The 22,178-nt window shown below is 67.3% G+C and carries 22 protein-coding genes; 9 read left to right on the plus strand and 13 right to left on the minus strand.

The window, feature by feature from the left end:
- Positions 1–8 precede the first annotated feature (8 nt).
- The 6 genes from H5J31_RS00885 to H5J31_RS00910 are packed head-to-tail and all read right to left on the minus strand — an operon-like array spanning position 9 to position 6,194.
- The gene (locus H5J31_RS00885) at positions 9–1,388 is read right to left on the minus strand and encodes an MFS transporter (RefSeq protein ID WP_181770454.1); all 1,380 of its coding nucleotides are present in this window, start codon (positions 1,386–1,388) and stop codon (positions 9–11) included.
- Complete coding sequence (locus H5J31_RS00890; protein ID WP_181770455.1) at positions 1,385–1,531, minus strand: hypothetical protein; 147 nt, start codon at positions 1,529–1,531, stop codon at positions 1,385–1,387. Before H5J31_RS00890 ends, H5J31_RS00885 begins: the two co-directional genes overlap by 4 nt.
- Complete coding sequence (locus H5J31_RS00895) at positions 1,528–2,223, minus strand: TfuA-like protein (RefSeq protein ID WP_181770456.1); 696 nt, start codon at positions 2,221–2,223, stop codon at positions 1,528–1,530. Before H5J31_RS00895 ends, H5J31_RS00890 begins: the two co-directional genes overlap by 4 nt.
- A gap of 10 nt (positions 2,224–2,233) precedes the next feature.
- The gene (locus H5J31_RS00900; protein ID WP_181770457.1) at positions 2,234–3,586 is read right to left on the minus strand and encodes a YcaO-like family protein; all 1,353 of its coding nucleotides are present in this window, start codon (positions 3,584–3,586) and stop codon (positions 2,234–2,236) included.
- Complete coding sequence (gene senB, locus H5J31_RS00905; RefSeq protein ID WP_181770458.1) at positions 3,583–4,563, minus strand: selenoneine biosynthesis selenosugar synthase SenB; 981 nt, start codon at positions 4,561–4,563, stop codon at positions 3,583–3,585. Before senB ends, H5J31_RS00900 begins: the two co-directional genes overlap by 4 nt.
- Positions 4,560–6,194: an NAD-dependent epimerase/dehydratase family protein gene (locus tag H5J31_RS00910; protein WP_181770459.1), complete on the minus strand. Its 1,635-nt coding sequence runs from the start codon at positions 6,192–6,194 to the stop codon at positions 4,560–4,562. Before H5J31_RS00910 ends, senB begins: the two co-directional genes overlap by 4 nt.
- A 196-nt stretch (positions 6,195–6,390) precedes the next feature.
- Between H5J31_RS00910 and H5J31_RS00915 the strand changes: the two genes are divergently transcribed.
- Entirely contained in the window at positions 6,391–6,795 is a 405-nt protein-coding gene (locus H5J31_RS00915; protein WP_181770460.1) for an arsenate-mycothiol transferase ArsC, read from the plus strand.
- Positions 6,796–6,972: 177 nt separating this feature from the next.
- On the opposite strand, the gene H5J31_RS00920 is transcribed toward H5J31_RS00915, so the two are convergent.
- Positions 6,973–7,710: a class I SAM-dependent methyltransferase gene (locus tag H5J31_RS00920; RefSeq protein WP_181770461.1), complete on the minus strand. Its 738-nt coding sequence runs from the start codon at positions 7,708–7,710 to the stop codon at positions 6,973–6,975.
- Positions 7,711–8,002: 292 nt separating this feature from the next.
- Between H5J31_RS00920 and H5J31_RS00925 the strand changes: the two genes are divergently transcribed.
- From H5J31_RS00925 to H5J31_RS00935, 3 genes are all read left to right on the plus strand, one after another.
- Positions 8,003–9,019 carry an ATP-binding cassette domain-containing protein gene (locus tag H5J31_RS00925; RefSeq protein WP_181770462.1) on the plus strand — a complete coding sequence of 339 codons (1,017 nt, stop codon included), beginning with the start codon at positions 8,003–8,005 and terminating at the stop codon, positions 9,017–9,019.
- Positions 9,016–9,876, plus strand: a complete 861-nt coding sequence (locus H5J31_RS00930) for an ABC transporter permease (RefSeq protein WP_181770463.1) — start codon at positions 9,016–9,018, stop codon at positions 9,874–9,876. The genes H5J31_RS00925 and H5J31_RS00930 overlap by 4 nt, the downstream gene beginning before the upstream one ends.
- 84 nt (positions 9,877–9,960) lie before the next feature.
- On the plus strand, positions 9,961–10,344 hold the full coding sequence (locus tag H5J31_RS00935; RefSeq protein WP_181770464.1) for a YciI family protein: 384 nt from the start codon (positions 9,961–9,963) through the stop codon (positions 10,342–10,344).
- 56 nt (positions 10,345–10,400) lie between these two features.
- Here the strand turns inward: H5J31_RS00935 and H5J31_RS00940 are convergent, their stop codons facing one another.
- On the minus strand, positions 10,401–10,691 hold the full coding sequence (locus tag H5J31_RS00940) for a DUF1905 domain-containing protein (protein WP_181770465.1): 291 nt from the start codon (positions 10,689–10,691) through the stop codon (positions 10,401–10,403).
- Positions 10,692–10,724: 33 nt separating this feature from the next.
- The gene (locus tag H5J31_RS00945) at positions 10,725–12,263 is read right to left on the minus strand and encodes a GMC family oxidoreductase (protein WP_328701331.1); all 1,539 of its coding nucleotides are present in this window, start codon (positions 12,261–12,263) and stop codon (positions 10,725–10,727) included.
- 165 nt (positions 12,264–12,428) lie between these two features.
- Here H5J31_RS00945 and H5J31_RS00950 point away from each other — a divergent pair, with 165 nt between their 5' ends.
- The 3 genes from H5J31_RS00950 to H5J31_RS00960 are packed head-to-tail and all read left to right on the plus strand — an operon-like array spanning position 12,429 to position 15,851.
- On the plus strand, positions 12,429–13,790 hold the full coding sequence (locus H5J31_RS00950) for an aminotransferase family protein (RefSeq protein WP_181770467.1): 1,362 nt from the start codon (positions 12,429–12,431) through the stop codon (positions 13,788–13,790).
- Between the two features lie 23 nt (positions 13,791–13,813).
- A complete protein-coding gene (locus H5J31_RS00955) occupies positions 13,814–15,031 on the plus strand; it encodes an epoxide hydrolase family protein (RefSeq protein WP_181770468.1) in 1,218 nt (405 codons plus the stop codon).
- Positions 15,024–15,851 (plus strand): alpha/beta fold hydrolase, encoded by an 828-nt coding sequence (locus H5J31_RS00960; protein WP_181770469.1) that lies wholly within the window; start codon positions 15,024–15,026, stop codon positions 15,849–15,851. The genes H5J31_RS00955 and H5J31_RS00960 overlap by 8 nt, the downstream gene beginning before the upstream one ends.
- 151 nt (positions 15,852–16,002) lie before the next feature.
- On the opposite strand, the gene H5J31_RS00965 is transcribed toward H5J31_RS00960, so the two are convergent.
- The gene (locus tag H5J31_RS00965) at positions 16,003–16,395 is read right to left on the minus strand and encodes an SgcJ/EcaC family oxidoreductase (protein WP_181770470.1); all 393 of its coding nucleotides are present in this window, start codon (positions 16,393–16,395) and stop codon (positions 16,003–16,005) included.
- Entirely contained in the window at positions 16,392–16,730 is a 339-nt protein-coding gene (locus H5J31_RS00970) for a hypothetical protein (protein ID WP_181770471.1), read from the minus strand. Before H5J31_RS00970 ends, H5J31_RS00965 begins: the two co-directional genes overlap by 4 nt.
- Positions 16,731–16,920: 190 nt before the next feature.
- Here H5J31_RS00970 and H5J31_RS00975 point away from each other — a divergent pair, with 190 nt between their 5' ends.
- Both H5J31_RS00975 and H5J31_RS00980 read left to right on the plus strand, forming a co-directional pair.
- The gene (locus tag H5J31_RS00975; protein WP_181770472.1) at positions 16,921–18,324 is read left to right on the plus strand and encodes an FAD-dependent oxidoreductase; all 1,404 of its coding nucleotides are present in this window, start codon (positions 16,921–16,923) and stop codon (positions 18,322–18,324) included.
- Between the two features lie 33 nt (positions 18,325–18,357).
- On the plus strand, positions 18,358–19,824 hold the full coding sequence (locus H5J31_RS00980; RefSeq protein WP_181770473.1) for an MFS transporter: 1,467 nt from the start codon (positions 18,358–18,360) through the stop codon (positions 19,822–19,824).
- A gap of 65 nt (positions 19,825–19,889) precedes the next feature.
- Here the strand turns inward: H5J31_RS00980 and H5J31_RS00985 are convergent, their stop codons facing one another.
- Together H5J31_RS00985 and H5J31_RS00990 are read right to left on the minus strand one after the other, a co-directional pair.
- Positions 19,890–21,461 (minus strand): tryptophan halogenase family protein, encoded by a 1,572-nt coding sequence (locus tag H5J31_RS00985; RefSeq protein ID WP_181770474.1) that lies wholly within the window; start codon positions 21,459–21,461, stop codon positions 19,890–19,892.
- Between the two features lie 207 nt (positions 21,462–21,668).
- Positions 21,669–22,103: an enediyne antibiotic chromoprotein gene (locus H5J31_RS00990; RefSeq protein ID WP_236004427.1), complete on the minus strand. Its 435-nt coding sequence runs from the start codon at positions 22,101–22,103 to the stop codon at positions 21,669–21,671.
- Positions 22,104–22,178 lie beyond the last annotated feature (75 nt).

Below are 22,178 nucleotides of genomic sequence, written 5' to 3' on the forward strand. Positions count from 1 at the left end.
AGTACCTCCTATATGCGGGTCCTCAGCGCCAAAAGGCACGCCGGGAGCGCGACGAGTGTTACGAAGGCGAAAACCACCCCGTAGACGAGAGCGCCGGGATAACCGACTGCGGTTCCGACGTTGAAGAGCGCGCCCGCCGCGCCGATCATCACGACGCTGCCGAGCCCTTGGGAGACCTGCATGGCCGCCGAATAGCGGCCCTGGTCCTCGGGCGGGCAATGGTCGAAGGCGAGCACCGTGAGGCTCGGCAAGACCAGCCCCATACCGAAACCGGCGACGATCAGCGCGGCGCTCGCGGTCATCGGCGGCGCGATGCCGAGTACGCCGAACACCGCGATCACGCTGGAGCCGGCGATCACGACCGAACCGAGCAGCACCAGTTTGTGCCGCGGCACCTCGGACCACGGATGGCCCTGGAGCCACGCCGCGCCCGCCCACAACAGGGTGGCGCCGGTGAAGGAGATACCGGCCGCGGTGACCGAGATCTGCCGCTGGTTGATGAGCATCAGCGGGATGTAGGACTCGAGCGCGAAGTAGATGCCCGAAGCCAGACCCCGCAACAGGATGGCCGCGGGAATGCCCCGGGCCGCGCGCAGCGTCCCTTCCGGCAGCAGCCGGGGCACACTGATCATCAGCGCGATCACCCCGACCGCGGCGAAGGCGAGGTGCAGGAAGTCCAGGCCCGAAGCGCCGAAGTGCAGGATCCCCGCCGCCACCGCGACGATGGCGGCGGCCCGCACGAGCCCGGGCGGCGTCGAGCGCTCCTCGTCCGCGACCGGGCTGAGCCGCCGCAGGAACCCGAGCGGGATCAGCGACGCGACCGACACCAGGATCGCGAGCCCGAAGAACACCCACCGCCACGACAGCAGTTCCGTGACGGTTCCGGCGATCGCCGGGCCGATCATCGACGGCACGATCCAGCAGGTGCTCATCAGCGAGAGCGCCTTCGGCCGCAGCTTCGACGGATACGACTGCGCGATGGTGACGTTGAGGCCGACCACCACGACGCTGCTCGCGAAACCCTGCACACAGCGTCCGGCGATCAGTTGCCACACCGTCGTCGCGGTCCCCGCCAGCAGCAGGCCGGCCAGGAACAGGCCCAGCCCGAGCATCAGCAGCAACCGTGGTCCCCGTTTGTCGGCGATCTCGCCCGCGAGCACGCTGCCGAACAGGCTCATCGTGACGAACCCGCCCAGCGCCAAGGCGTACACGGTGAGGCCGTCGAGCTGGCCGACGGCCACCGGGAGGGTGGTGACCAGGGCCAGCGCGGCGAAACCTTCGAGGAACATGACGCAGGCGAAGCCGATCGTGCTCGCCCGGTACTCCTTGGAGAAGATGCTCGCCTTCGCCGGAGTGACGTCCTCTTCCGTCAGCGGCGCGGCGGTCATTCGATCGAGGTCATGATCGTCATGGTCAGGGACTCCAGCGTGCCTTGGACGCCCTCGGCCGAGTTCCGCACGGCTTCCAGGAAACGTTCCAGCTGTTCGGGGCTGAATCCCGCCAGCGGGGCCAGCGACGGATCGATGTTCACAGCGCACCTCGGGCTTCGACGGACTTGATCTGCGGTTTGGCGGCCGGGACGAGGAACTCCCTCATCCGCGCGAGGAGCGCCACGGCGTCCTCGCGTTTCGTGTCGGGGGCCCCGCCGGCGAAGAAGGCGGAGATCCTGGCGTGCTCGTCCTCCGGGATCTCCCGGCGCAGCAACATCAGCACGGTCCGGTTGACGCGCTGCGGGAAGTAGAGTTCCTTGGCGATTTCGAGGAACCGCTCCCCCGTCTTCGGGGCGAACGCGCCTTCCTCGATCCCGGCGGCGATGGCGAACCGCATGTTGACCATCGGTTCGGACAGCGCCGAAAGGTTCTCTTCGTCGTAGGTGACGGCGACCTCGTCGTCGGCGTCGATCCGCCCGGAGAAGTACTCCTCGTAGATCTTGCCGACGCCGATCATGCCGAACGGCGAGCATTCCGCCGCGCGCAAGGCGCCCATACTCGACGAACCGAACAGCGTGACGCCGCGGTCCATCGCTTCGAGCACCTCCTTCGGCGAGATGCACAGGCTCTGCAGGAAACGGCCGTCCACGATGCCGATGGCCTCCGGCGGAACCGGGCGGGCCAGCAGTTCGGCGAGGTCGCCCCGTTTGACCGGAGGCAGGAACTCGACGTCGAGTTCGGCCGAAGCCGACTCCAGGTCGATGCTCGGGCCGATGAAAACGACTGCGCGCATGACGGATCTCCTAGGCAGGCTTGGAAAGTTCGGCGGCGCGCTTGCGGGCCGACAGTTCGACCAGCGCGTTGTTCCAGACCGTCGCCCCGCGCGGGCCGATCTTGCAGTGGTCGACGGCCCACGATTCGAGCCGCGGCACGATCACGCGCACGACGCTGACCGGGATCCCCGGCGGCGAGAGGTCGACGGCGAGGGCGCGTTCGATCCCGGCGGCGCGGATCCGGTCCAGGATGAGCTGGATGTCGGTCATCACGTCGTCGGTGGTCCACGACGGGATCTCGTCGAAGGCGACCTGTTTGCGCATCGGCTGCCAGGCCCACGCGCCCTTGTCGATCGTCGCCGACCGCTGGACGTGGTTCTGGTACTTGGACACGTTCTCGGTCGGGAGCCGGATGTCCTCGCGCATCGCCTGGATGTCGACGGCGCGGCCCTGCGCGCATTCGGTGATGGCGCGGATCAGCGCGACGTTGGCGTCGGGATGCGTGCCGAAGCCACCGTGTCCCTGCGACGTCGTCGGGCCGAGGTCCTCCGAAGTGGCGGCAAGGAAGCTCGGGATCTCCAGATCCGAGGTGATGTGCACGATCCGCATCTTGAGGCCGGCGTCGTGGAACTTGTCCACGAGGGACTTCGCCAGCGGCGGCAGTGTTTCGAGGTCCACGTGCGGGTGCAGCTCACGCAGGTACGACGTGACGTGCTCCGGCTGCGGATCGACGAAGATGCCCTTCTCCAGCACCTGCGCGAGCTGGCTGCTCACGAGTTCGGCGTTGGTCATCGAATCGCGTTCGATGAGCTCGGTGAGCGCGTGGCAGATCGCCTCTTCGACGCTGTTGCCGGACGCCAGGCCGTTGGTGGAGAGCACCTTGTAGCAAGGAGGTTCGTGGAACTTCAGCCCGTAGACGGCGGACGCCTGCGGGATGAGGATCGTCTCGTCGTTCATCAGGTCGTACGCCTCGACCCAGGAGATCGGGAGGTCGTCGCGGTAGTGCCCGGAAAGCTCCGCGTTGTTCTCGCGCGGGTCCAGCACCGTGCGGCCTTCGGCGACCAGTTCGTCGTAGGACGCGATGACCTGCGGCCGGACCGGAAGCGCGGCGGAGAAACGCTCGATAGCCTCCATCGCCGCGGACGTCTTCGCGTCGATGTTCCGCAGGCCTTTGCCGTTGTAGACCGAGATGATGTCGTTGGAGCGTGGCGCGATGGCGTTGTACACCGGGATGCCGACCCGGTCCAGCCAGGTGATCTCCGCGACCCGGGTGACCCCGGCGCGCCGCAGATGCGGCTCGATCCGCGCGTAGGTCTGCTCGGCGGTGAACTCCCGGTGCACCCCGCCGCCGCCGACCTTCGGAACGCTCTTCCTGAGTTTCATCGCACTCCCTCGTATCGGGCCGTCACGGGGACCGCTTCGGCGAGCAGTCGTTCCCAGGCCTCGGTTTCGCGCCCCGGATCCACCGAGGCACGGCGGGCGGCGCACTGCCGCCGCAACTGCGTGTAAAGCCCGCCGCGGTCGTGTTCGGCGGCGTGGAGCACGGCGGCCAGCGCGGCCGCGTCGCCGACGGGGAAATAGCCCGCGTAGTCCTCGCCGAGAAGCCCGACCGAACCCGGGATGTGGGTGGACACGATCGGCACCCCGGCGGCGAGTGCTTCGGTGACCACGTTCGCGCCGCCTTCGTGCCGCGACGTCAGTACCAGCAGACGGCTGCGGGCGAGTACGGCGAGCGCCTCGGGCCGCGGCAACGGACCGAGCCACGAATAACGCGGGCCGCCTGCCGATTCGGCACGCAGCCGGTCGCCGATGTCGTCCTCGCGTACCCCGCCGACGTGGGAGACGGCGATCCGGGACGACGACGGCAGCAGGCGCACCGCCTCACTCAGCAACAGCGGATCCTTGACCGGCCTGGCATGCGCGAGGAACGCGATCTCGAAGCGGTCTTCGGCCGGTGCCTCGCCCGAGATCGGCGGCATGGACTGGGTGATCACCCTGGTGCGGTTTCGCAGTTCCAACGGAACCTGGAAAAGTCCTTGCGGTTGCAGGACGACGATCCGCACCGCGCCGGCGAGCAGCGTCAGGTCGACACCGCCGGAGATCAGATCCGGATAGAGATCCGTACCGGTCAGCGCGATCACGATCGGCGCGTCCGGGCAGGCGGCGCCGAACGCCCGGATCGCCGCCTCGCTCTTGCGCGCGTGCAACGCGACGAGCAGGTCGTACCGCCCGCCGTCGTAGTCCTGGACCACCCGGACCTCGTGGCCGAGGTCACGGAGCAGATTCGCCCAGCGGCGCGCGGTGACCCCGTTGCCGTAGTCGCTGGCTTCGGGGACGGGGCCCGCGACGAGAATCCTCATCGGACCCATTCCACGTCGTAGGCCAGCCACTTTCCGAAGTTCCGGACCGATTCGTCGGCCGGGATCGTCGCCGTCCACCCGAGTTCGGCCGCGGCGAGACCCAGCTTCATGACGGGTGTCTCCGACGACGAGGTCACCGTCTCGGTCGGTACGGCACGGACCGACGCGCAGACGACCTTCGCCAGCTCGTTCCCGGTGAGCGTGGCCGTCGCGATGTCGTACACCGGCGAAACCGGGCCGCCGCACAGCACCGCGTCGACAGCGCTCGCCATGTCGCGCACGTCGGTGAACTGGTGGACGCGATCGGGATCGACCGGCAGGGCCTTACGCGTCCAGGCCAGCTGGACCCACCGCGCCACCAAGGAATCCGTCCGCGTATGCGGGCCGATCGGCGTCGCGAACCGCAGGACGTGCTCGCGTGCGCCGGTGTCGACGATGGCGCAGAAGACCTCGCCCGGATCCGTTTCGTCACCGAGGTGAATGAGCCGTGTCGAAGCGGAAGCGCCTTCCTGGCCGACGATCTCGTGGCCGAGTTCGGCCAGCAACCCGGACAGGTGCTCGGCGAGGGGGCCGCCGGGGCCGGTGATCGCGACCTGGACACCGCTTCCCGCGCGAGTCCGCCGCGGACGGCCCGCCCGGTCGCGTCCCGCCGCGAAACCCTTGACCGCGACTTCGTTGTGCGAAGCCGTGATCGCCTCGATCTCGGTGGCGGTGAGCTGGTCGCAGAGACCGCCCGGGCCGATGCTCGCGAGCGCGAGATCCAAGGACTCGTTCTCAACCGCGTCCACAGAGGACAGTCCCATCGCGAACGCCGTCAGCCAGGTCTGCCATGCCCCTTCGGAAAGTTCCTCGCCCCGTTCGAATTCCGTTCTGCACTCCTGCGGCGAAATCCCCGATCGCCGCAGGAGCCGTTCTGTTCCGAGGTAGTCCCAGTAGCCGTCCCCGCGCACCGCGCATTCGGACGTCACGTGCTTGTGAAAGGGAATCACCTCGTGCTCGGCGATCTCGGTGCCGACGTCCGATGGCGCGACACCGGAGAAGCACGAGGAACGCCGGAGACCGTGGGCGTCGTTGCCCGCGACACTGGGCAGACCGGAATGTTCGACGGTGTTCGGCACGGCGATGCGAATCTTCACTCCGACGGATTGGAGATACCGGAACATGAGCACGTCGCACGGCCAGCCGTCCTGATGCGCGTCGGAGAAAGGCGCGTAACCCCGCGCGATCTCCGCGGGCAGCATCATCGCGACACAGGGCGCGTATTCGTTGACGGCGGTCGCCCAATCCGCGCCGGCCGCCGCGGCCATCCGCACGGCCGCACCGTTGCGGGAGTTCCAATTCGCATAGAAGGCGATCGCTTCTTCCGGCAGCCGCTCGGCGGCCTTGCGCGCGTGTTCGAAGAAGCCGTCGGCCAGTTGGACGTCGTCCTGCAGTACGAGGAAGTGCGTGGCCCCCTCGGGAACACTGCTCCAGGCCAGTTTCGCCGTGCGCAACGCCGTCGGCGGCCCGTCCGGCTCGGGATCCAGCACCACGCGCAGCTCCCCGGCGGGATCGAGGCGCGCGAGTCCTTCCGCCGCTTCCCGTCGTCTGGGATGCGCCATGACGGCGCCGCTGAGCCGTATCTCGGTCATCGATAACCCCCACCGTCATTTACGGGCACCGGAAAAGTGTGGCAGTGCTCATAAACCATGCTCATCTCCGAGGGTGCGAGTGGGACGAATCGGTGAAGTTCTCCTCGATTGCCACCCTTTTCCTCATGGCGGATGGATGAGGTTTTCACGGGTAACCTCGGTATGAGGCCACAAACCGAGGAGAATGGGCGGGAAGATGACGGATATCCTGTTCGTATGCGTGCACAACGCCAGCCGGTCGCAGATGGCGGCCGCGCTGCTGAAGCACCACGGATTCGGCCGGGTGACCGTGCGATCCGCGGGCTGCGACCCGGCGGAGAAGATCAACCCGCTCGTGGCCGGCGCACTGGCGGAATGGGACGTCGACATTTCGGGCGAGGTCCCGAGTCAGGTCACCTATGACGACGTCGCGGCGGCGGACATCGTGATCACCATGGGGTGCAAGACCTATCCGGTCGCGGAAGGGACTCGGTACGTCGAGTGGATCGTCCCCGACCCGGATACCGACGGCGTCGTCGGAATCCGGCCGCTGCGCGACGACATGGACCGGCGGGTCCGCGAACTCCTCGCGTCCCTTGTGGACAGTCCGGTGCACGTCTAGCGGGAACACGAAAAAGGCCGAAGGTTTCCCTTCGCCGCACCTGATGCGACAAAGGGAACCTTCGGCCTGGCGCCCGGTCAGGGAGGCGGTGTTGCGAAAGCCACTTTCGCAACGTTGAAGGTTGTGAAAGTGGCTTTCGCAACGCCCTGGTGTCAGAGCCGGGCGGCTTGTCCGTGACTAGGCTTTGACGCCCTGGACGATCAGTCGCTTCGCGCGCTTGTCGTACGGCGCGCCATCGAAACCGCCGTAGGCCTCGATGTCGGTGAAGCCGGCGTCTTCGAAAAGGCGACGCAATTCGGCGGCACTGTAGATGTAGGACTGGATGTGCGCGGAGCGGGCGTTGTCGCCGTCGACCAGCGTCCAGTCGGTGCGCAGCTTCGTCCAGTCGTCGAGGACGCTGTGCCGCATGTACGCGATGCCTTCGGGCTGCGGGAAAGCGTGCGTGCGCCCGATGTTCTTCGCGACGATCTCCTTGCCGTAAACCTCGAGCAGCAGTTTGCCGCCCGGCGCCAGGCTGGTGTGCGCGTTGCGCAGCACCTGGAGGTTCTTTTCGGCGTCGTCGAAATAGCCGAACGACGTGTACATGTTCAGCACGACGTCGAAACCGCCGGGACGGACGAATTCGAGCATGTCGCCCTGCACCAGTTCGGCCGGGACACCCGCGTCGGCGGCGGCCTGCTTGGCGCGGTCCAGGACGGGAGCGTTGAGGTCGACCCCGGTCACCTGGTATCCCTTACGGGCGAGCGGGACGACGAACCGGCCCGGCCCGCAGCACAGGTCCAGAACCCGCGAGCCCGCGGGGAAGGCCAGCAACGGCGATTCCCGTACGAGTTCGTCCGCCTCCACCGTCAGCCGCTGCGGCCACATCAGCTCGGAGAAGCCCGACCACAGGCCATCGTCGGAGTACCAGGTCATTTTCGTCCTCCCTAGGGCGCCAGCAGGCAATGCTCCGATTGTGTGCCGACCCGGATGCGAAGCCTCTCCTCGACTGCGCGCGGGAAAAGGAACAGCACGACGGGAGAAGATTCCGGGCCCGCGATGAGCGACCATGAAGTCTTCACGTCGCGGTCGTGGCCTGATCACTGTTCGTGGTGATCCGCCGGCGACACAATGAAGGGCAAACGGACCATCCGGACCCTGTGGGTCCGTCGGCGAAGGCGCCAGGCCGCCCCAGAGATGTCCGGCGCGAAACCAGAAAGGTTCAATCATGGCAAAGGTCCGCGACGGGGATCCAGCGATCGAAGCGTCCGGGTTGACGAAGATCTACGGCGAGAAACGAGCACTCGACGGTCTCGACCTCACCGTGCCCGCGGGCACGGTTTACGGCGTCCTCGGCCCGAACGGCGCGGGGAAGACCACGTCGGTCAAGGTGCTGGCGACGCTGCTGCGTCCCGACGGAGGACAGGCCAAGGTCTTCGGTCACGACGTCGTACGTGAAGCGGACGCGGTCCGTGCGCGCGTGAGCCTGACCGGCCAGTACGCCTCTGTGGACGACGACCTGACCGGCGTGGAGAACCTGATCCTCCTGTGCCGTCTGCTCGGCCACGGCAAGGCCGCCTCGAAGGCGCGCACCGAACAGCTTCTCGACGCCTTCGGGCTGACCGAGGCCGCCGGCCGTCAGGTGAAGAACTACTCCGGCGGTATGCGGCGGCGGCTCGACATCGCGGCCAGCATCGTGAACACGCCGGATCTGCTCTTCCTGGACGAGCCGACCACGGGTCTCGACCCCCGTAGCCGCAACCAAGTCTGGGACATCGTGCGCGCGGTCGTCAAACGCGGCACCACGGTCCTGCTGACCACCCAGTACCTCGACGAGGCCGACCAGCTCGCCAGCCGCATCGCGGTCGTCGACAACGGCAAGGTCATCGCCGAAGGAACGCCGGGCAAGCTGAAGGCGTCGATCGGCGTGGGTGCGATCCACCTGCGCCTGCGTCACGCGGACCAGCGGTCCGACGCGCAGAACGTGCTTTCGCGGTTCCTGGAGCAGCCCACGCTTTCGGAGCACGACGAGGTCCTGGTCAGCGCCCGCATCCCGGGTGTGGACGGCGACGCCGGTATGGCCGAGTGGGCTTCCAAGGCCCTGCACGAGCTTTCACTGCGGGACATCGTCGTCGACGAATTCTCGCTCGGACAGCCGAGCCTCGATGAAGTGTTCCTCGCCTTGACCGATCGCCCAGCGGGATCGGCCTCGGAGCACGCCGCCAAGGAGGGGGCGAACCGATGACTTCCACCATCAAACCGACCGAAACGACCGAAGCGGACGAGGAAACTCGGCCCGCCGACGTCCACGCGCTCGACGCGGTGCTGGCGTCGGTCGACCGGCCCAAGCGCCCCAGCGCGCTGTCCGCCTCGCTCACCTTCGGGTGGCGGGCCGCGCTGAAGATCAAGCACCTGCCCGAGCAGCTGTTCGACGTCACGGGCTTCCCGATCATCATGACCGTGATGTTCACGTACCTCTTCGGTGGCGCCATCGGCGGTTCGACCGAGGCGTACCTGGACTACCTGCTCCCGGGCATCCTCGCGATCACCGTCGTGATGATCACGATGTACACCGGTGTCGCGGTGAACAGCGACATCGCGAAGGGCGTCTTCGACCGGTTCCGGACGCTGCCGATCTGGCGCCCCGCCACGATCGTCGGCTATCTGCTCGGTGACTTCCTGCGCTACCTGATCGGCTGCGTCGTCATCATCGGCGTCGGCCTGATCATGGGATACAACCTGGGAAGCGTCGCCGGCACCGTCGGGGCCGTGGCCCTGCTGCTGGTGTTCTCGTTCTCGCTCTCGTGGATCTGGACGTTCCTCGGCCTGTCCATGCGGTCCGAGAAGACCGTGATGAGCGTCAGCATGGTCGCGCTGTTCCCGCTGACCTTCCTGTCCAACGTCTTCGTGCAGCCCTCCACCATGCCGGGCTGGCTCGAAGCCGCGGTCAACTGGAACCCGATCACCCACCTGGTCACCGCGATGCGCGGCCTGATGAGCGGCAGCCCGAACGCCGGCGAGATCATCTGGGTGCTGGTCGCCAGTGCCCTGCTGATCGCCGGCTTCGGCTCGGCCACGATGTGGGCGTACAAGCGGAAGTAATACTCGGCCGTGAATACCGATGACCGTGTGGGCGACCCGATTTCCCGAGTCGCCCACACGGTCGTGACGTCAAGGAGAGAATGAATGAAGTACATGGTCCTGCTCTACTCGCACCCGGAGCCGTGGGGACACCCGGTGGAGGAATTCACCCCCGAGTTCTCCGGCCTTTCCGCGGACGAGCGCAAGAAACACTTCGAGAATTTCGAAGCCCTGCTCGGCCGTTTGCACGAAAACGGTGAGCTGGTCGGCGGAGAAGCGCTCGGTGACCCGGCCAAGGCGAGCCTCTACGCCGTCGAGGCGGGCGAGACGAAGAAGAGCGAAGGCCCGTATTCGTCGACGAAGGACCACCTCGCCGGCTTCTTCCTGATCGAGGCCAAGGACCAGGCGCGGGCCGACGAGATCGCCGAGGAGTTCGCCGCTCCCGGCCAGAGCGTCGAGCTGCGGCCGATCTGGACCGGCGGCGAATGACCGACGCGAAAGGGCCGGACCGAGTTCGCTCGGTCCGGCCCTTTCGCGTTGCCCTGTCAGGAAATCCGCTTGGTCAGGTGCACGGTGACCTTGTCGCCGATCTCCTTCTGGATGACCTTCCGGAACGGCTTGCGCAGCGGCATCATGTGGACGCCGCCGCCGATCGGCAGCATGCTCGCCTCGTAGTCGTGGCCGTCCACGGTGCCACTGACCTTGACGGCCTTGCCGGTGCCGAAGAACTCGGCGGAGTCCGGCATGTTCACACACGGCCAGCCGCTGTTGCCGTCGGGAATGACCTCGGCCGTGAAAGTCACGTCGATCGCGTGCGGTGCGGTCTTGTCAGCCATAATCTCAGATCTTCCTCGTCGTAGTTCATGCGGTCAGTGCGGTTCCGCGCTCGAGTGGAGAATCAAATCCGCAGCCTTTTCGGCGATGGCGATGACCGGGGCGTTGGTATTGCCCCGCACGATCGTCGGCATGACGGATGCGTCCACGACACGAAGTGATTCTATTCCAAGAACCCGCAATTGCGCATCCACGACGCGGCCCATGCCACAGGTACCCACCGGATGGTGGCCGGTGAGCACGTTGCGACGGGTGAAAGCGAGCAGATCCGCCTCGGTGTCGGAGGCGGGGGCGGCGATGGCGTCGAGCGTGTACGGCTTGAGCGCGACCTGCCGGGAGAGTTCGAGGCTGATCCGCACCCCCTCGATCGCCATCGCGAGATCGGCCGGATCGGCGAGATAGTTCTGGACGATCTTCGGTTTGGCCGTGGGTTCGGGACTGAACAAGGTCACGTTCCCGCGGGTCCGGGGCTTCGCCACGGAGGCACCGAACGAAAGCGCGTGACGGGACGGCGGCGAGAGGAAGCCGTCGGAGATCATCAACGGCATGCAGATGAACTGCAGATCCGGCGCGTCGCCGGTGGTCGTCACGAACCCGCCGGTCTCCGGGCCACCTGAGGTGAGGAAGCCGGACGCGTCACGTTCGTACTGTTCCGCGTGCCGAGGCTCGCCGGCGGCGAGCAGGCTCACCGGCTGGTCGTGGCCGAAACTCAACCAGACGTGCGGGTGGTCCTGGAGATGCCGCCCGACGTCGGGCAGGTCGAGGACGACCGGGAGCCCGAACGCGCGCAGGTGGTCGGCCGGGCCGATCCCGGAGTGCATCAGGATCTTCGGCGAGTTGTAGGTGCCGGCGCTGACGATGACCTCACGCTCGGCGCGGATCTCGACGATCTCGTCCAGCCGGTTGCCGACGACCCCGACCGCCCGGCCGTTCTCGACGAGCACCCGGTGCACTTCGAGGTCGGTCTCGACGGTGAGGTTCGGACGGTCCAGCGCGGGACGCAGGAACTCCGACGCGGTACTGGCCCGGCGGCCGTCCCGCTGCGTGACCTGGAACGCGCCGAAACCTTCCTGCGTGGCGCCGTTGAAATCGGGGTTGTGCCGATAGCCTGCCTCGAGCGCGGCGGCGGTGAACGCGGCGGAACTGGGGTTGCCCGTGCGCCCGTCGCTGACCCGCAGCGGGCCACCGACGCCGTGGAACTCGTCCTCGCCCCGCTCGTTGTCCTCGGAACGCCGGAAATACGGGAGTATGCCGTCGAAATCCCAGCCCGGCAGACCCCATTCGTCGAAATCGACGCGGTTCCCGCGGACGTAGGCGCCACCGTTGACCGAGCTGCCGCCACCGACCACCCGGGCCTGCGGCAGGTACACGCGCCGCCCTTCGCAGTGCGGCTCCTGGTGGGTATCGAAATCCCAGTCGTAGCGGGTCTTGAAGAACTTCCCACCGGCGACCGGGATCCGGAAGTTCGGATGGGCGTCGGACGACCCGGCTTCGACGAGGACGACCGTGACCGACGGGTCCTCGCTCAATCGGTTGGCGAGGACGCAACCGGACGCACCGGCCCCAACCACCACAAAATCGACCATAACGGGAATTTAGCAAGATCGACGGGGCCCCGGTTTCTCCTCGGTTGCGGGAAGAACTCCTGAATCCTGCGGCAATCAGCGAGAAGACCGGTGAGGCCGCCTCCCCTAGCGTGGGTCGTGTCTGATGCCGAAATCCGCGGAGGGAACGCCGAAATGACCATCGCTACGGAGGCGCAGGGGCGCGCGGAGTACGCGGCCACGCTTCAGGCCCTGGACCGCAAGCACCTCATCCATCCGCACCAGAACCCCACGCGGACCGAGCGCAATATCTTCGTCCGTGGCAAGGGATCCGTGGTGTGGGACGCGGAAGACGTCCCGTTCATCGACGGGATGGCGGGCGGCAACTGGGTGGTCGCCGTCGGTCACGGTCGCGGCGAGCTCGCCGAAGTCGCGGCGGCACAGGCGGAGAAACTGGAGTACTTCTCGCTGTGGCGCGAATACTCCAACGAGCCCGCGATCCGCCTCGCGGCCCGGCTCGCCGAACTCTCCCCACCCGGGATGGACAAGATCCACTTCACCAGCGGTGGTTCCGACGGCACCGAGGCCGCGCTGAAGATCGCGCGGCGCTACCACTTCGAACGGGGCGACACCGAGCGCACCTGGTTCATCGGACGGCATTTCGGTTACCACGGAACGACCTTCGCCGGTGCCGCGGTCAGCGGCATGGACGACATGCACTTCGGCGCGGGCGAGGTCCTGTCGCAGGTCACCAAGGTCAGCCCGCCCATGGTCTCCCACCCGGAGATGTTCGGCGGCCAGGACCCGACGGACTTCCTCTTGCAGGAACTGGAAGCGGAGATCCTCCGCGTCGGGCCGGAGAAGATCGCCGCGATGATCGGCGAGCCGGTGATGGGCGGTGGCGGCGTCATCGTGCCGCCGGAGGACTACTGGCCGCGGATCCGCACGCTGCTGAGCAAGTACGGCATCCTGCTGATCGCCGACGAGGTCATCACCGGCTTCGGCCGCACCGGCGAGTGGTTCGCTTCGGCGCACTACGACCCGGACATCATCATCACCGCCAAGGGCATTTCGAGCGGATACGCGCCGCTCGGCGCCGTCCTCATCCGGAACGAGATCGGCGAGACCATGGTCGGCAACCCGGAGAAGTTCTTCTTCCACGGGCTGACCTACTCCGGCCACCCGCTCGGGACCGCGCTCGCGCTGGCGAACATCGACATCATCGAACGCGAGAACATCCTTGGCCAGGCCAAGAAGATCGAGAGCTGGTTCACCGAGGGCCTCGACGGCATCCGTGACCTCCCGATCGTCCACGACGTCCGCGTGCACGGCGCCATGGTCGGCATCGAACTGACCGCCGACCCGAACACCGGGGAGCCGATGCCGTTCGACCGTATGGTCGGCATCATCGACGACCTGCGCGGCAAGCACCGCGTCCTGACCCGCGACTACGGCCCCACCCTCGTCGTCGGCCCGCCGCTCGTCCTCGAACAGGAGCAGGCCGTCCAGATCTCCGCCGCCATCACCGACGTGCTGTCGCGGTCCATCGTCCGCTGAAGCGGCATCAGAAGGGCTTTGTCATGACCCCGTTCAAAGTGGACATTCCGCAGGAAGCCATCGACGACCTGCGCAGACGGCTCGCGGACACCCGCTGGCCAGCCGAGACCCCCGACGTCGGATGGACCCGCGGTGTGCCGCAGTCCTATCTGAAGGAGCTCGTCGAGTACTGGCGCACCGAGTACGACTGGCGTGCCACCGAGGCCAAGATCAACCAGTTCCCCCAGTCCGTCACGAACATCGACGGCGCGAACATCCACTACCTGCATGTGCGGTCCCCCGAACCGGACGCCACCCCGATGGTGATGACCACCGGCTGGCCCAGTTCGATCATCGAGTACCTGGACCTCATCGGGCCGCTGACCGACCCGCGTTCACACGGCGGCGACCCGAAGGAGGCGTACCACCTCGTCATCCCGACGTTGCCGGGCTTCGGTTTCTCGACGCCGCTGACCCAGCACGGCTGGACCGTCCCCAGGATGTCGGAGATCTGGGGCAAGCTCATGGCCGAGATCGGCTATGAGAAGTACATCGTCCAGGGCGCCGACTGGGGCTCGTTCATCTCCATCATCCTCGCCGCGATGAAGCCGGAGAACGTGCTCGCCGCGCACGTGAACTTCCTCGTCACCCCGCCGGCCGACGCGAGCGATCTCGAAGGCCTGAGCGAGGAAGAGCTCGAACTGCTCGACCCGTACATGTTCCCGGCGCCGGGGTACATGGTCCAGCACGCGACCCGGCCGCAGACGCTGAGCTACAGCCTGAGCGACTCGCCGGTCGGCCAACTCGCCTGGTACATCGAGAAGTTCCACGGCTGGTCGGGTGCCGTCGATTCGCCGGAAGAGGTTTTCGACCGGGACGACCTGCTGGCCAACGTGACGCTGTACTGGCTCACCGGCTCGGCCGGCAACGGGGCACACTTCTACTGCGACAACGCGCAGTTCACCCGGACGTCGGCGACGCCGCATCCGGAACTGGCCGTCGCGCACCCGCGGTTCGAGGAGTACAAGACCTTCGTCGCTCCCCTGCCGCCGATCTCCACACCGATCGGTGTGGCGGCGTACAAATACGACATCATGGAACCGATCCGCACCTACGCGGACCGGGCGTTCTCCGACATCGTGCAGTGGCGCCGGCTCGACCGCGGCGGCCACTTCCCCGGCCTGGAGGCACCGGACCTGTTCCTCGACGACCTCCGGAAGTTCAAGCGTGCCTTGGTGGAAAGGGGTTTGGATCGTGGCTGACCAGGCCAACATCGAGAACGTCGACTACGCCAACCGTGACCTCCCGATCGAGACGGTGAAGTCCTCGGACGGGACCACCATCGCCTACGAGAAGTCGGGCACCGGGCCGCCGGTGATCATCATCGGCGGCGGCCTGAACGAGAAGGCCATGCACGCCGAACTCGCCGAAGGCCTGTCCGAGAACTTCACCGTGTACAACTACGATCGCCGCGCACGGGGCGACAGCGACGACAAACGCGTCGGACCGTACACAGTGGACATCGAGATCGAAGACCTGGCCGCGGTGATCGAGGCCGCGGGTGGCACCGCCAACGTCTTCGCGAACTGCACCGGCTCGATGATCGCCGTACCGGCGGCCGCCCGCGGCCTCCCGATGACCAAACTGGCCATGTACGAACCGCCGTACAGCGGCCCGAAGGTCCCGCCCGGGTACACCGAGGAGCTCATGGAGCTGCTCGGACAGGACAAGATCAAGGAGGCCGTCTCACTGTTCCTGAAGTGGGACGCGCTCTTCACCGAAGACGAGATCGAGTTCTTCTCGACGCATCCGATCTGGCCGGCGTTCGAGGCGATGGCGCATTCCATGCCGTACGACTCGATCCTGTCCGACGACGCGGACCGCGTCCCGGCCGAGGAACTGAGCGCCATCACGGTGCCCAGTCTCGTCCTCGGCGGGAACAAGAGTCCACAGTGGATGAAGGACATGTGCCAGGCCGTCGCCGACGGGATCCCTCAGGGCGAGTACGTCACCATGGACACCGCCGGGCACCTGATGGACGACACGCTGGGCGCGGAGCTGCTGACGAAGTTCTTCCGCTGAACCGAAGTCCGTGAAGGCCTCCTTGAGGGACTCTGGGTCCCTCAAGGAGGCCTTCACGGACTTTCTGGAGGCCGCGCCCGGACGCGGCGAAAGCCACTTTCGCAACACTCAAGGTTGCGAAAGTGGCTTTCGTAACGCCTGGGGAAACCGCTCAGTCGCGCGGCGTGTTCTGGTAGGCGGCCAGCTTCCACTCGCCGTCCCGCAGGACAGCGGTCCACGAAGCGCGCACCTTGGCGTTCTCGGCGACCGCGGTGTCGCCTGCCTGGATCACGCCGCCCTCGGTGTACAGCACGACGACGCCGGGTGCGATCTCCCGGGCGTCGAACGGGGTGCCGGTGACCTGGGAGCCCTGGTAGGCGGTGGCGAACGCGCCGGTCATGAAGCGCGCGATGTTGTCACGGCCCTTGACGTGGACGCCGGGCAGGATCATCGTGCCGTCCTCGACGAACACGTCGGCGAACGCCTCGGCGTCGTGGCGGGCCCAGGCGGCGACGATCTGCCCCGGCAGGGCGGCGACGCCGGTGGTGTCGGCGGTTGTGGTCATCGGTCTGTCTCCTGTCGTTCGTTTCCGTTGTGATCACTGGAGAATCCATAGGAGCCGATGAGCGTGGCCCCGCTGGGTACCGGTCCTTCCGGAGCACGTTCGCGGATGCCCCGCTGGAACTCGTGGAAGGCGGTCGACGCGGCGAGGGGGTTGCCGTCGCCCTCGACGACACCGACGTGGACGAAACTCACCCCGTCGTCGAGCCGGAACGACGCGTAGCTCAGCCCGCCGGGCCGGTCTTGCGCCAATTCCGTGAATACGGCTTCCACCAGTTTCTGGTTCTCACCGGCGGTTTCCGGGGTCGTCTGGTAACGGACGACGAACGCCGAACCCATTCCGTGCTCCTTCCTCGTGGCGCGGAGGTCCACCTCGAAAACTACGCGGCGGACAGGCGCCGGAATACCGCTGCGGAGCAACCTCGCAACCCCGGAGAAGCGCTACGCAAAGCGGGAGAAGAGGTCGGTCACGGGCGGGCATAGCGTTTTTCTTGTTCGTCCACACCCGATCACCGAAAGGCAAACGCCAATGGGAACGAAAATCGGCGATCACGCCGTCGTGCTCGGGGGCAGCATCGCCGGGATGCTCGCCGCCCGCGTGCTTTCCGACGCCTACCGCCAGGTGACCGTCATCGAACGCGACGACCTCACCGCGGCCGGGACGAACCTGCGCCCGGCGATCTCGTGGGCGATCCACATCCACGCCCTGCTCGAACGCGGACGGATCATCATCGAAGACCTGTTCCCCGGGTTCGTCGACGACATGATCGCGGCCGGCGTCCCGGTCGGCGACTACGGATCCACCTGTCACTACTACTTCAACGGCGAGATGTTCGCCGTGACGGACACCGGGATGGCCTGTGTGGCCGCGAACCGTCCGGTGATCGAGCACTTCCTGCGGTCCCGCACGCTGCCGCGCCCCGGCGTCGTCCTGCGCGAGCGGACCGACATCGTCGGCCTGGTCGCGAACGAGGGCAACGAGCGCATCACCGGGGTCCGCGTGCAGAGCCGTGACGGTGGTGGCGAGGAGGTCATCAGCGCCGACCTGATCGTCGACGCCTCCGGCCGCGGCTCACGGTCCCCGCGCTGGCTGGAGGAACTCGGTTACGAGAAGGCTCCCGAGGAGAAGGTCCAGATGGACCTGACCTACACGACGATGGACTTCGTCGGCCCGCTGCCGGTCGACCCGCTGGGCGAGGACATCGCGCTCGTCCCGACGGCGACGCCGGGCTTCCCGCGCGGCGGTATCTTCGCGCGGCTGGCCGACCGGTACGCGCTCACCCTCACCGGTATCGCCGGCGACCGGGCGCCGACCGACCACGACGGCTTCCTGGCCTACGCCAAGACGTTGCCGGTCAAGGAGGTCTACAACGCCATCGAGAACGCCGAGCAGCGCGCGCCCGCCGGTTCGTTCCGGTTCCCGGCCAGCGTCCGCCGCCACTACGAGAAGCTGCGCCGGTTCCCCGCCGGCTACCTGATCCTCGGCGACGCCGCGTGCATCTTCAACCCGGTCTACGCCCAGGGTATGACGGTGGCCGCGATGGGCGCGAACGTCCTGCGCGAGCACCTGGCGAAGGGCGTCGACCCGTCGTACCGCGACTACTTCCGCGACCTGGCCAAGGCGACCGACTCGCCGTGGATGATGTCCGCCTCCGCCGACCTCGGCTACGAGTCGGTGCGCGGGAAGCGCACCTTCGCGACGAAGATGGGCAACGCCTACATGTCGAAGGTGATGGCGGCCGCCGCGAACGACCCGGTGGTGGCGCGCGGGTTCATGCGCACCATCTCGCTGATCGACCCGCCGCAGGCGCTGATGAAGCCGTCGATGATGCGCCGGGTGCTGTTCTCCGGCGGTGGCAAGAAGAACGCCACCGTGACCCCTCTCCCCACCGCTCAGCCGGGCACCGGCGAGGCCGAGCGTCCCGCGGCCTGATCCGCTCTTTTCACTACCGAACAAGGAGTTCCGGTGACCCATCTCCAGGCGGCGGGCAACGCCGTCCGATTCCGCTGGGCCGCGCTGGTCCTGCTGTGCGCGGCCAACTTCGCGGTCCTGCTGGATTCACAGAGCGTCATCCTGGCGTTGCCCTCGCTGGCGCCCGACCTCGGGATGGCGCCCGCCGACGCGCAATGGGTGCTGAGCGCCAAGCTCATCACCTTCGGCGGGCTGCTCATCCTCGGCGGCCGGGCGGCCGACCACTTCGGCAGGCGCCGGGTGTTCATCCTCGGCACCGCGCTGTTCCTCGTCGGCTCGGTGCTGTGCGGGCTGGCGTGGAGCCCGGCGGTCATCATCGCCGCGCGGGCGCTCAGCGGGATCGCCGCGGCGCTGATGGTGCCGACGGCGTTGTCCATCCTCATGAACACCTTCCCCGAGGGGAAGAGCCGCAACACCGCGCTCGCCGGCTGGTCCGGTATCGGCGGGATCGGCGCGACGGCCGGCCTGCTCGTCGGCGGACTGCTCACCCAGACCCTGGGCTGGCAGTGGGTGTTCTACGTCAACGTGCCGATCGCGGTGCTCGTCATGCTGCTCGCGCCGGTCCTCCTGCAGGAGAGCCGGGACTCGGGTGAACGCCGCAGCCAGGACGTCGCGGGCGCGGTGGTCAGCACGCTGGCCCTCGTCGCGATCATCCTCGCCGTCGTCCAGGCGCCGGTGTGGGGCTGGACGAGCGCGCCGACGCTGATCCTGTTCGCCGTCGCCGCCGGGCTGCTCGTGCTGTTCGTGGCCGTGGAGAAGCGTTCGGCGTCGCCGCTGGTGCCGCTGGCGCTGATCCGGCGTCCGGCGCTAGCGGGCGGCAACCTCGTCACGGTGGCGATGGGCATGGCGGCCTTCGGCCTGTCGGTCACCATCTCGATGTACGGCCAGGTCGTCCTCGGCTACAGCCCGCTGGAATTCGGGGTGCTGCAGTCGGTCATGCCGACGCTGGCGTTCGTCGGCGCGTACGTCGGCCAGTCCGTGGTCACCCGGCTGGGTTTCCGGCCGGTCGTCGCGGCCTGTCTCGTCCTGCTCGGCGCCGGCTGCCTGCTGCTGGCGCGGGTGCCGGTGAACGGCGACTACGCGTCGGACATCCTGTGGGGCCTGGTCATCTTCGGCCCGGGCCTCGGCGCGGGTATGGCCGCCGCTTCGGTGGCCGCGCTGTCGAAGGTGCCGCAGGCCGACAGCGGGGCGGCGTCGGGGATCAACGTCGCCTCGTTCCAGATCGGTGGCGCCCTCGGCGTCGCCGTGGTCACCTCGGTGTCCACGTCGTTCACCGCGGCGCCGGGCGGGCCCGCCGAGTTCACCGCCGGACTGCGGGCCGCGTTCATCGCGTGCGTGGTCTTCGCCGTCATCGGCCTCGGCGTGACGGCGACCTTGTTGCGCGGCCCCAAGAAGCGTCACCTGCGCAGCATCGACGGCCAGGATTCCGACACCCCGAAGGACCTGCCGCTCGCCGGTTGACCCGGAAACTCCGTGAAGGCCTCCTTCCCTACTGTCAAGGTAGGGAAGGAGGTCTTCACGGACTTCTAGAGGCCTCGGTGCAGGGCGTCGATGTACTCGCGGTGGCTGGGCAACCCGGCGGAGTAGATCTCGCGTTCCTTGTCGATCTGCTCCAGCATCTCCCACGCCGCGGCGTCGTTCATCAGGTCCACCGACGGCGGCGCCTTCTTGAAGGCGAAGTCCATTCCGGACAGGATCGCCCAGAGGCTGCGGGTCTCGAACAGCCGCAACTGGCTGCCGTCGGGGATGATGACGCTCTCCGCGTACTCGGTGAGCTTCTCTTCGAGGCTCGCCGGGATCGGCGCCTCCCGCACGGCGTTCCAGAACTCGGTGTCGTCGCGGTCGGTGAGCGTGTAGTGCATGACGATGAAGTCACGCAGATCCTCGAACGCGCCCACCATCAGCTCGTTGTAGCGCGCCTTGCGGCGCTCGTCGAAGTCGGAGTCCGGGAAGTGCAGCACGAGCAGCGCCAGCTGGTACTCGATCAGCGCGATCGTGGTGGATTCCAGCGGCTCGACGAAGCAGCTCGACAGGCCGACGGCGATACAGTTGTTCACCCACGAGCGGCGGTTGTGCCCGACGCGCATCTTGATGTGGTTGCCGTCGATGTCGTGCCCCCGGCCGCCGAGGTGCTCGCGCAGGTTCCGCTCCGCCTTCTCCGGCGTGGTGAACGCGCTGGAGTAGACGAATCCGGTGCCGTCGCGGTCGGCCAGCGGGATCTCCCAGATCCAGCCGTCCGGCTTGGCGGTGGCGGAGGTGTACGGCCGCAGGCCGCCTTCCTGGTGCCGCGCCGGGAGCGCGACGGCCGAGTCGCACAGCAGGACGTCGTTGGCGCTGACGAACGGCTCGTTCAGCGTCTGGTTGATCAGCAGTCCGCGGAAGCCGGTGCAGTCGAGGAAGAGATCGGCTTCGATCTCGCCGGCGGTGTCGGTGACGACCTTCTCGATCGTGCCCCGCGGGTCGACGGTCACCGACTTCACGTCCGCCGAAACGAACTTCACGCCACGACCGGTCGCGAGCTCACGGAGGTACTTGGCGATCAGTGCGGCGTCGAAGTGGTAGGCGTAGCGGTAGCCGGGGTCCGGCGCGTCGGTGCCGGGCAACGGTTTCGGCGCCTTGTCGAGCTCGCACAGACGCTGCAGTGCCATTCCCGCGTCACCGAAGGTCTCCCGGACCCGCGTGTCCCCGGCGAGACGCTGCTTCATCCAGAAGTGCGCGAGCGAGACACCGCGGCCGAACCGCTTGTGGAACGGCTTCTCGTAGTTCCGCACCGCGGGCTCGGGAACGTCGAAGAACGGGTGGTAGTAGGTGTGGCTGTCGCGGCCTTCGTGCGGCTTGCGCCAGTCGTTGAACCGGACGGCCGACTTGAAGACCGCGTTGGTCTTCGGCATCCAGTCCGCTTCGTCCATACCCAGGAAGGCGAAGGTGGTCCGCAGCGTCGGAACCGTGGCCTCACCCACCCCGATCCTCGGGATCCGCGGCGACTCGATGAGAGTGATGTCGACTTTCCTGCCGAAGGCGCGGTTGAGATAGGCGGCGGACAGCCACCCCGCCGTCCCACCCCCGACTATCACGATCTTTTCGATTGGACGTGCCACGGAAATACTCCTTTGCCGGTCCCGAAACCCCCAATATGCTGCGCAAACGAGGGTAGGTTCCGATCCGCACGGCCAGGCAGGGCCGGAATCACCGGTTGCCGGTGAGTTATGCCCTGTCGATCATGAAGTTCGCCTCAAGCGGACATAAGGGCACGGACCGCCTCCCGGCGATCCGCGCCCTCGTCTTATTTCATCGTGCGATGGCGATCAGGAGAAGGAAATGGCGACCCCGGCCGGTCCGTTTCCGGCGGCGTCCGCCAGACCGATCACACAGGCGACCACCGTGCAATCGACGGTGCCGTACGAAGTGCCGTCGAAAAGAATTCCTTCGAAGCTCTTCTTGACGGTCAGCGGAGTGGAAAGGGTGCCGTCGCCCGCGGCGGTCGCGTCGACCCGCCCCGACGCGTCGCAGGCGAGCACGCCCGGCGACACTTCGGCACACTCGCCGACGGTGTAGGCCGTACCCGCCGCCAGACCCGACGCACCCACCTGGACCACGGCGTTGTCGGCCAACCCGGACGACGGCGTCACCGTCGCGGAAGGCGCGTCCGCCGACGCCGGAGCCTGGAAGGCGACCAGCATGCCGAGAGCGGCTGCGGTGCCTGCGACGGTCTTCGCGAAAACGCTTTTGCGCATGGTCATGAGAGCTCCTTCATCGGGGATATCGGAGTGTTTATCGGAATGAATAGCGGGGGGTATTTTCGAAGTGTTCCCCAG

The organism is Amycolatopsis pittospori (assembly GCF_013870525.1).
Taxonomy (GTDB): domain Bacteria; phylum Actinomycetota; class Actinomycetes; order Mycobacteriales; family Pseudonocardiaceae; genus Amycolatopsis; species Amycolatopsis pittospori.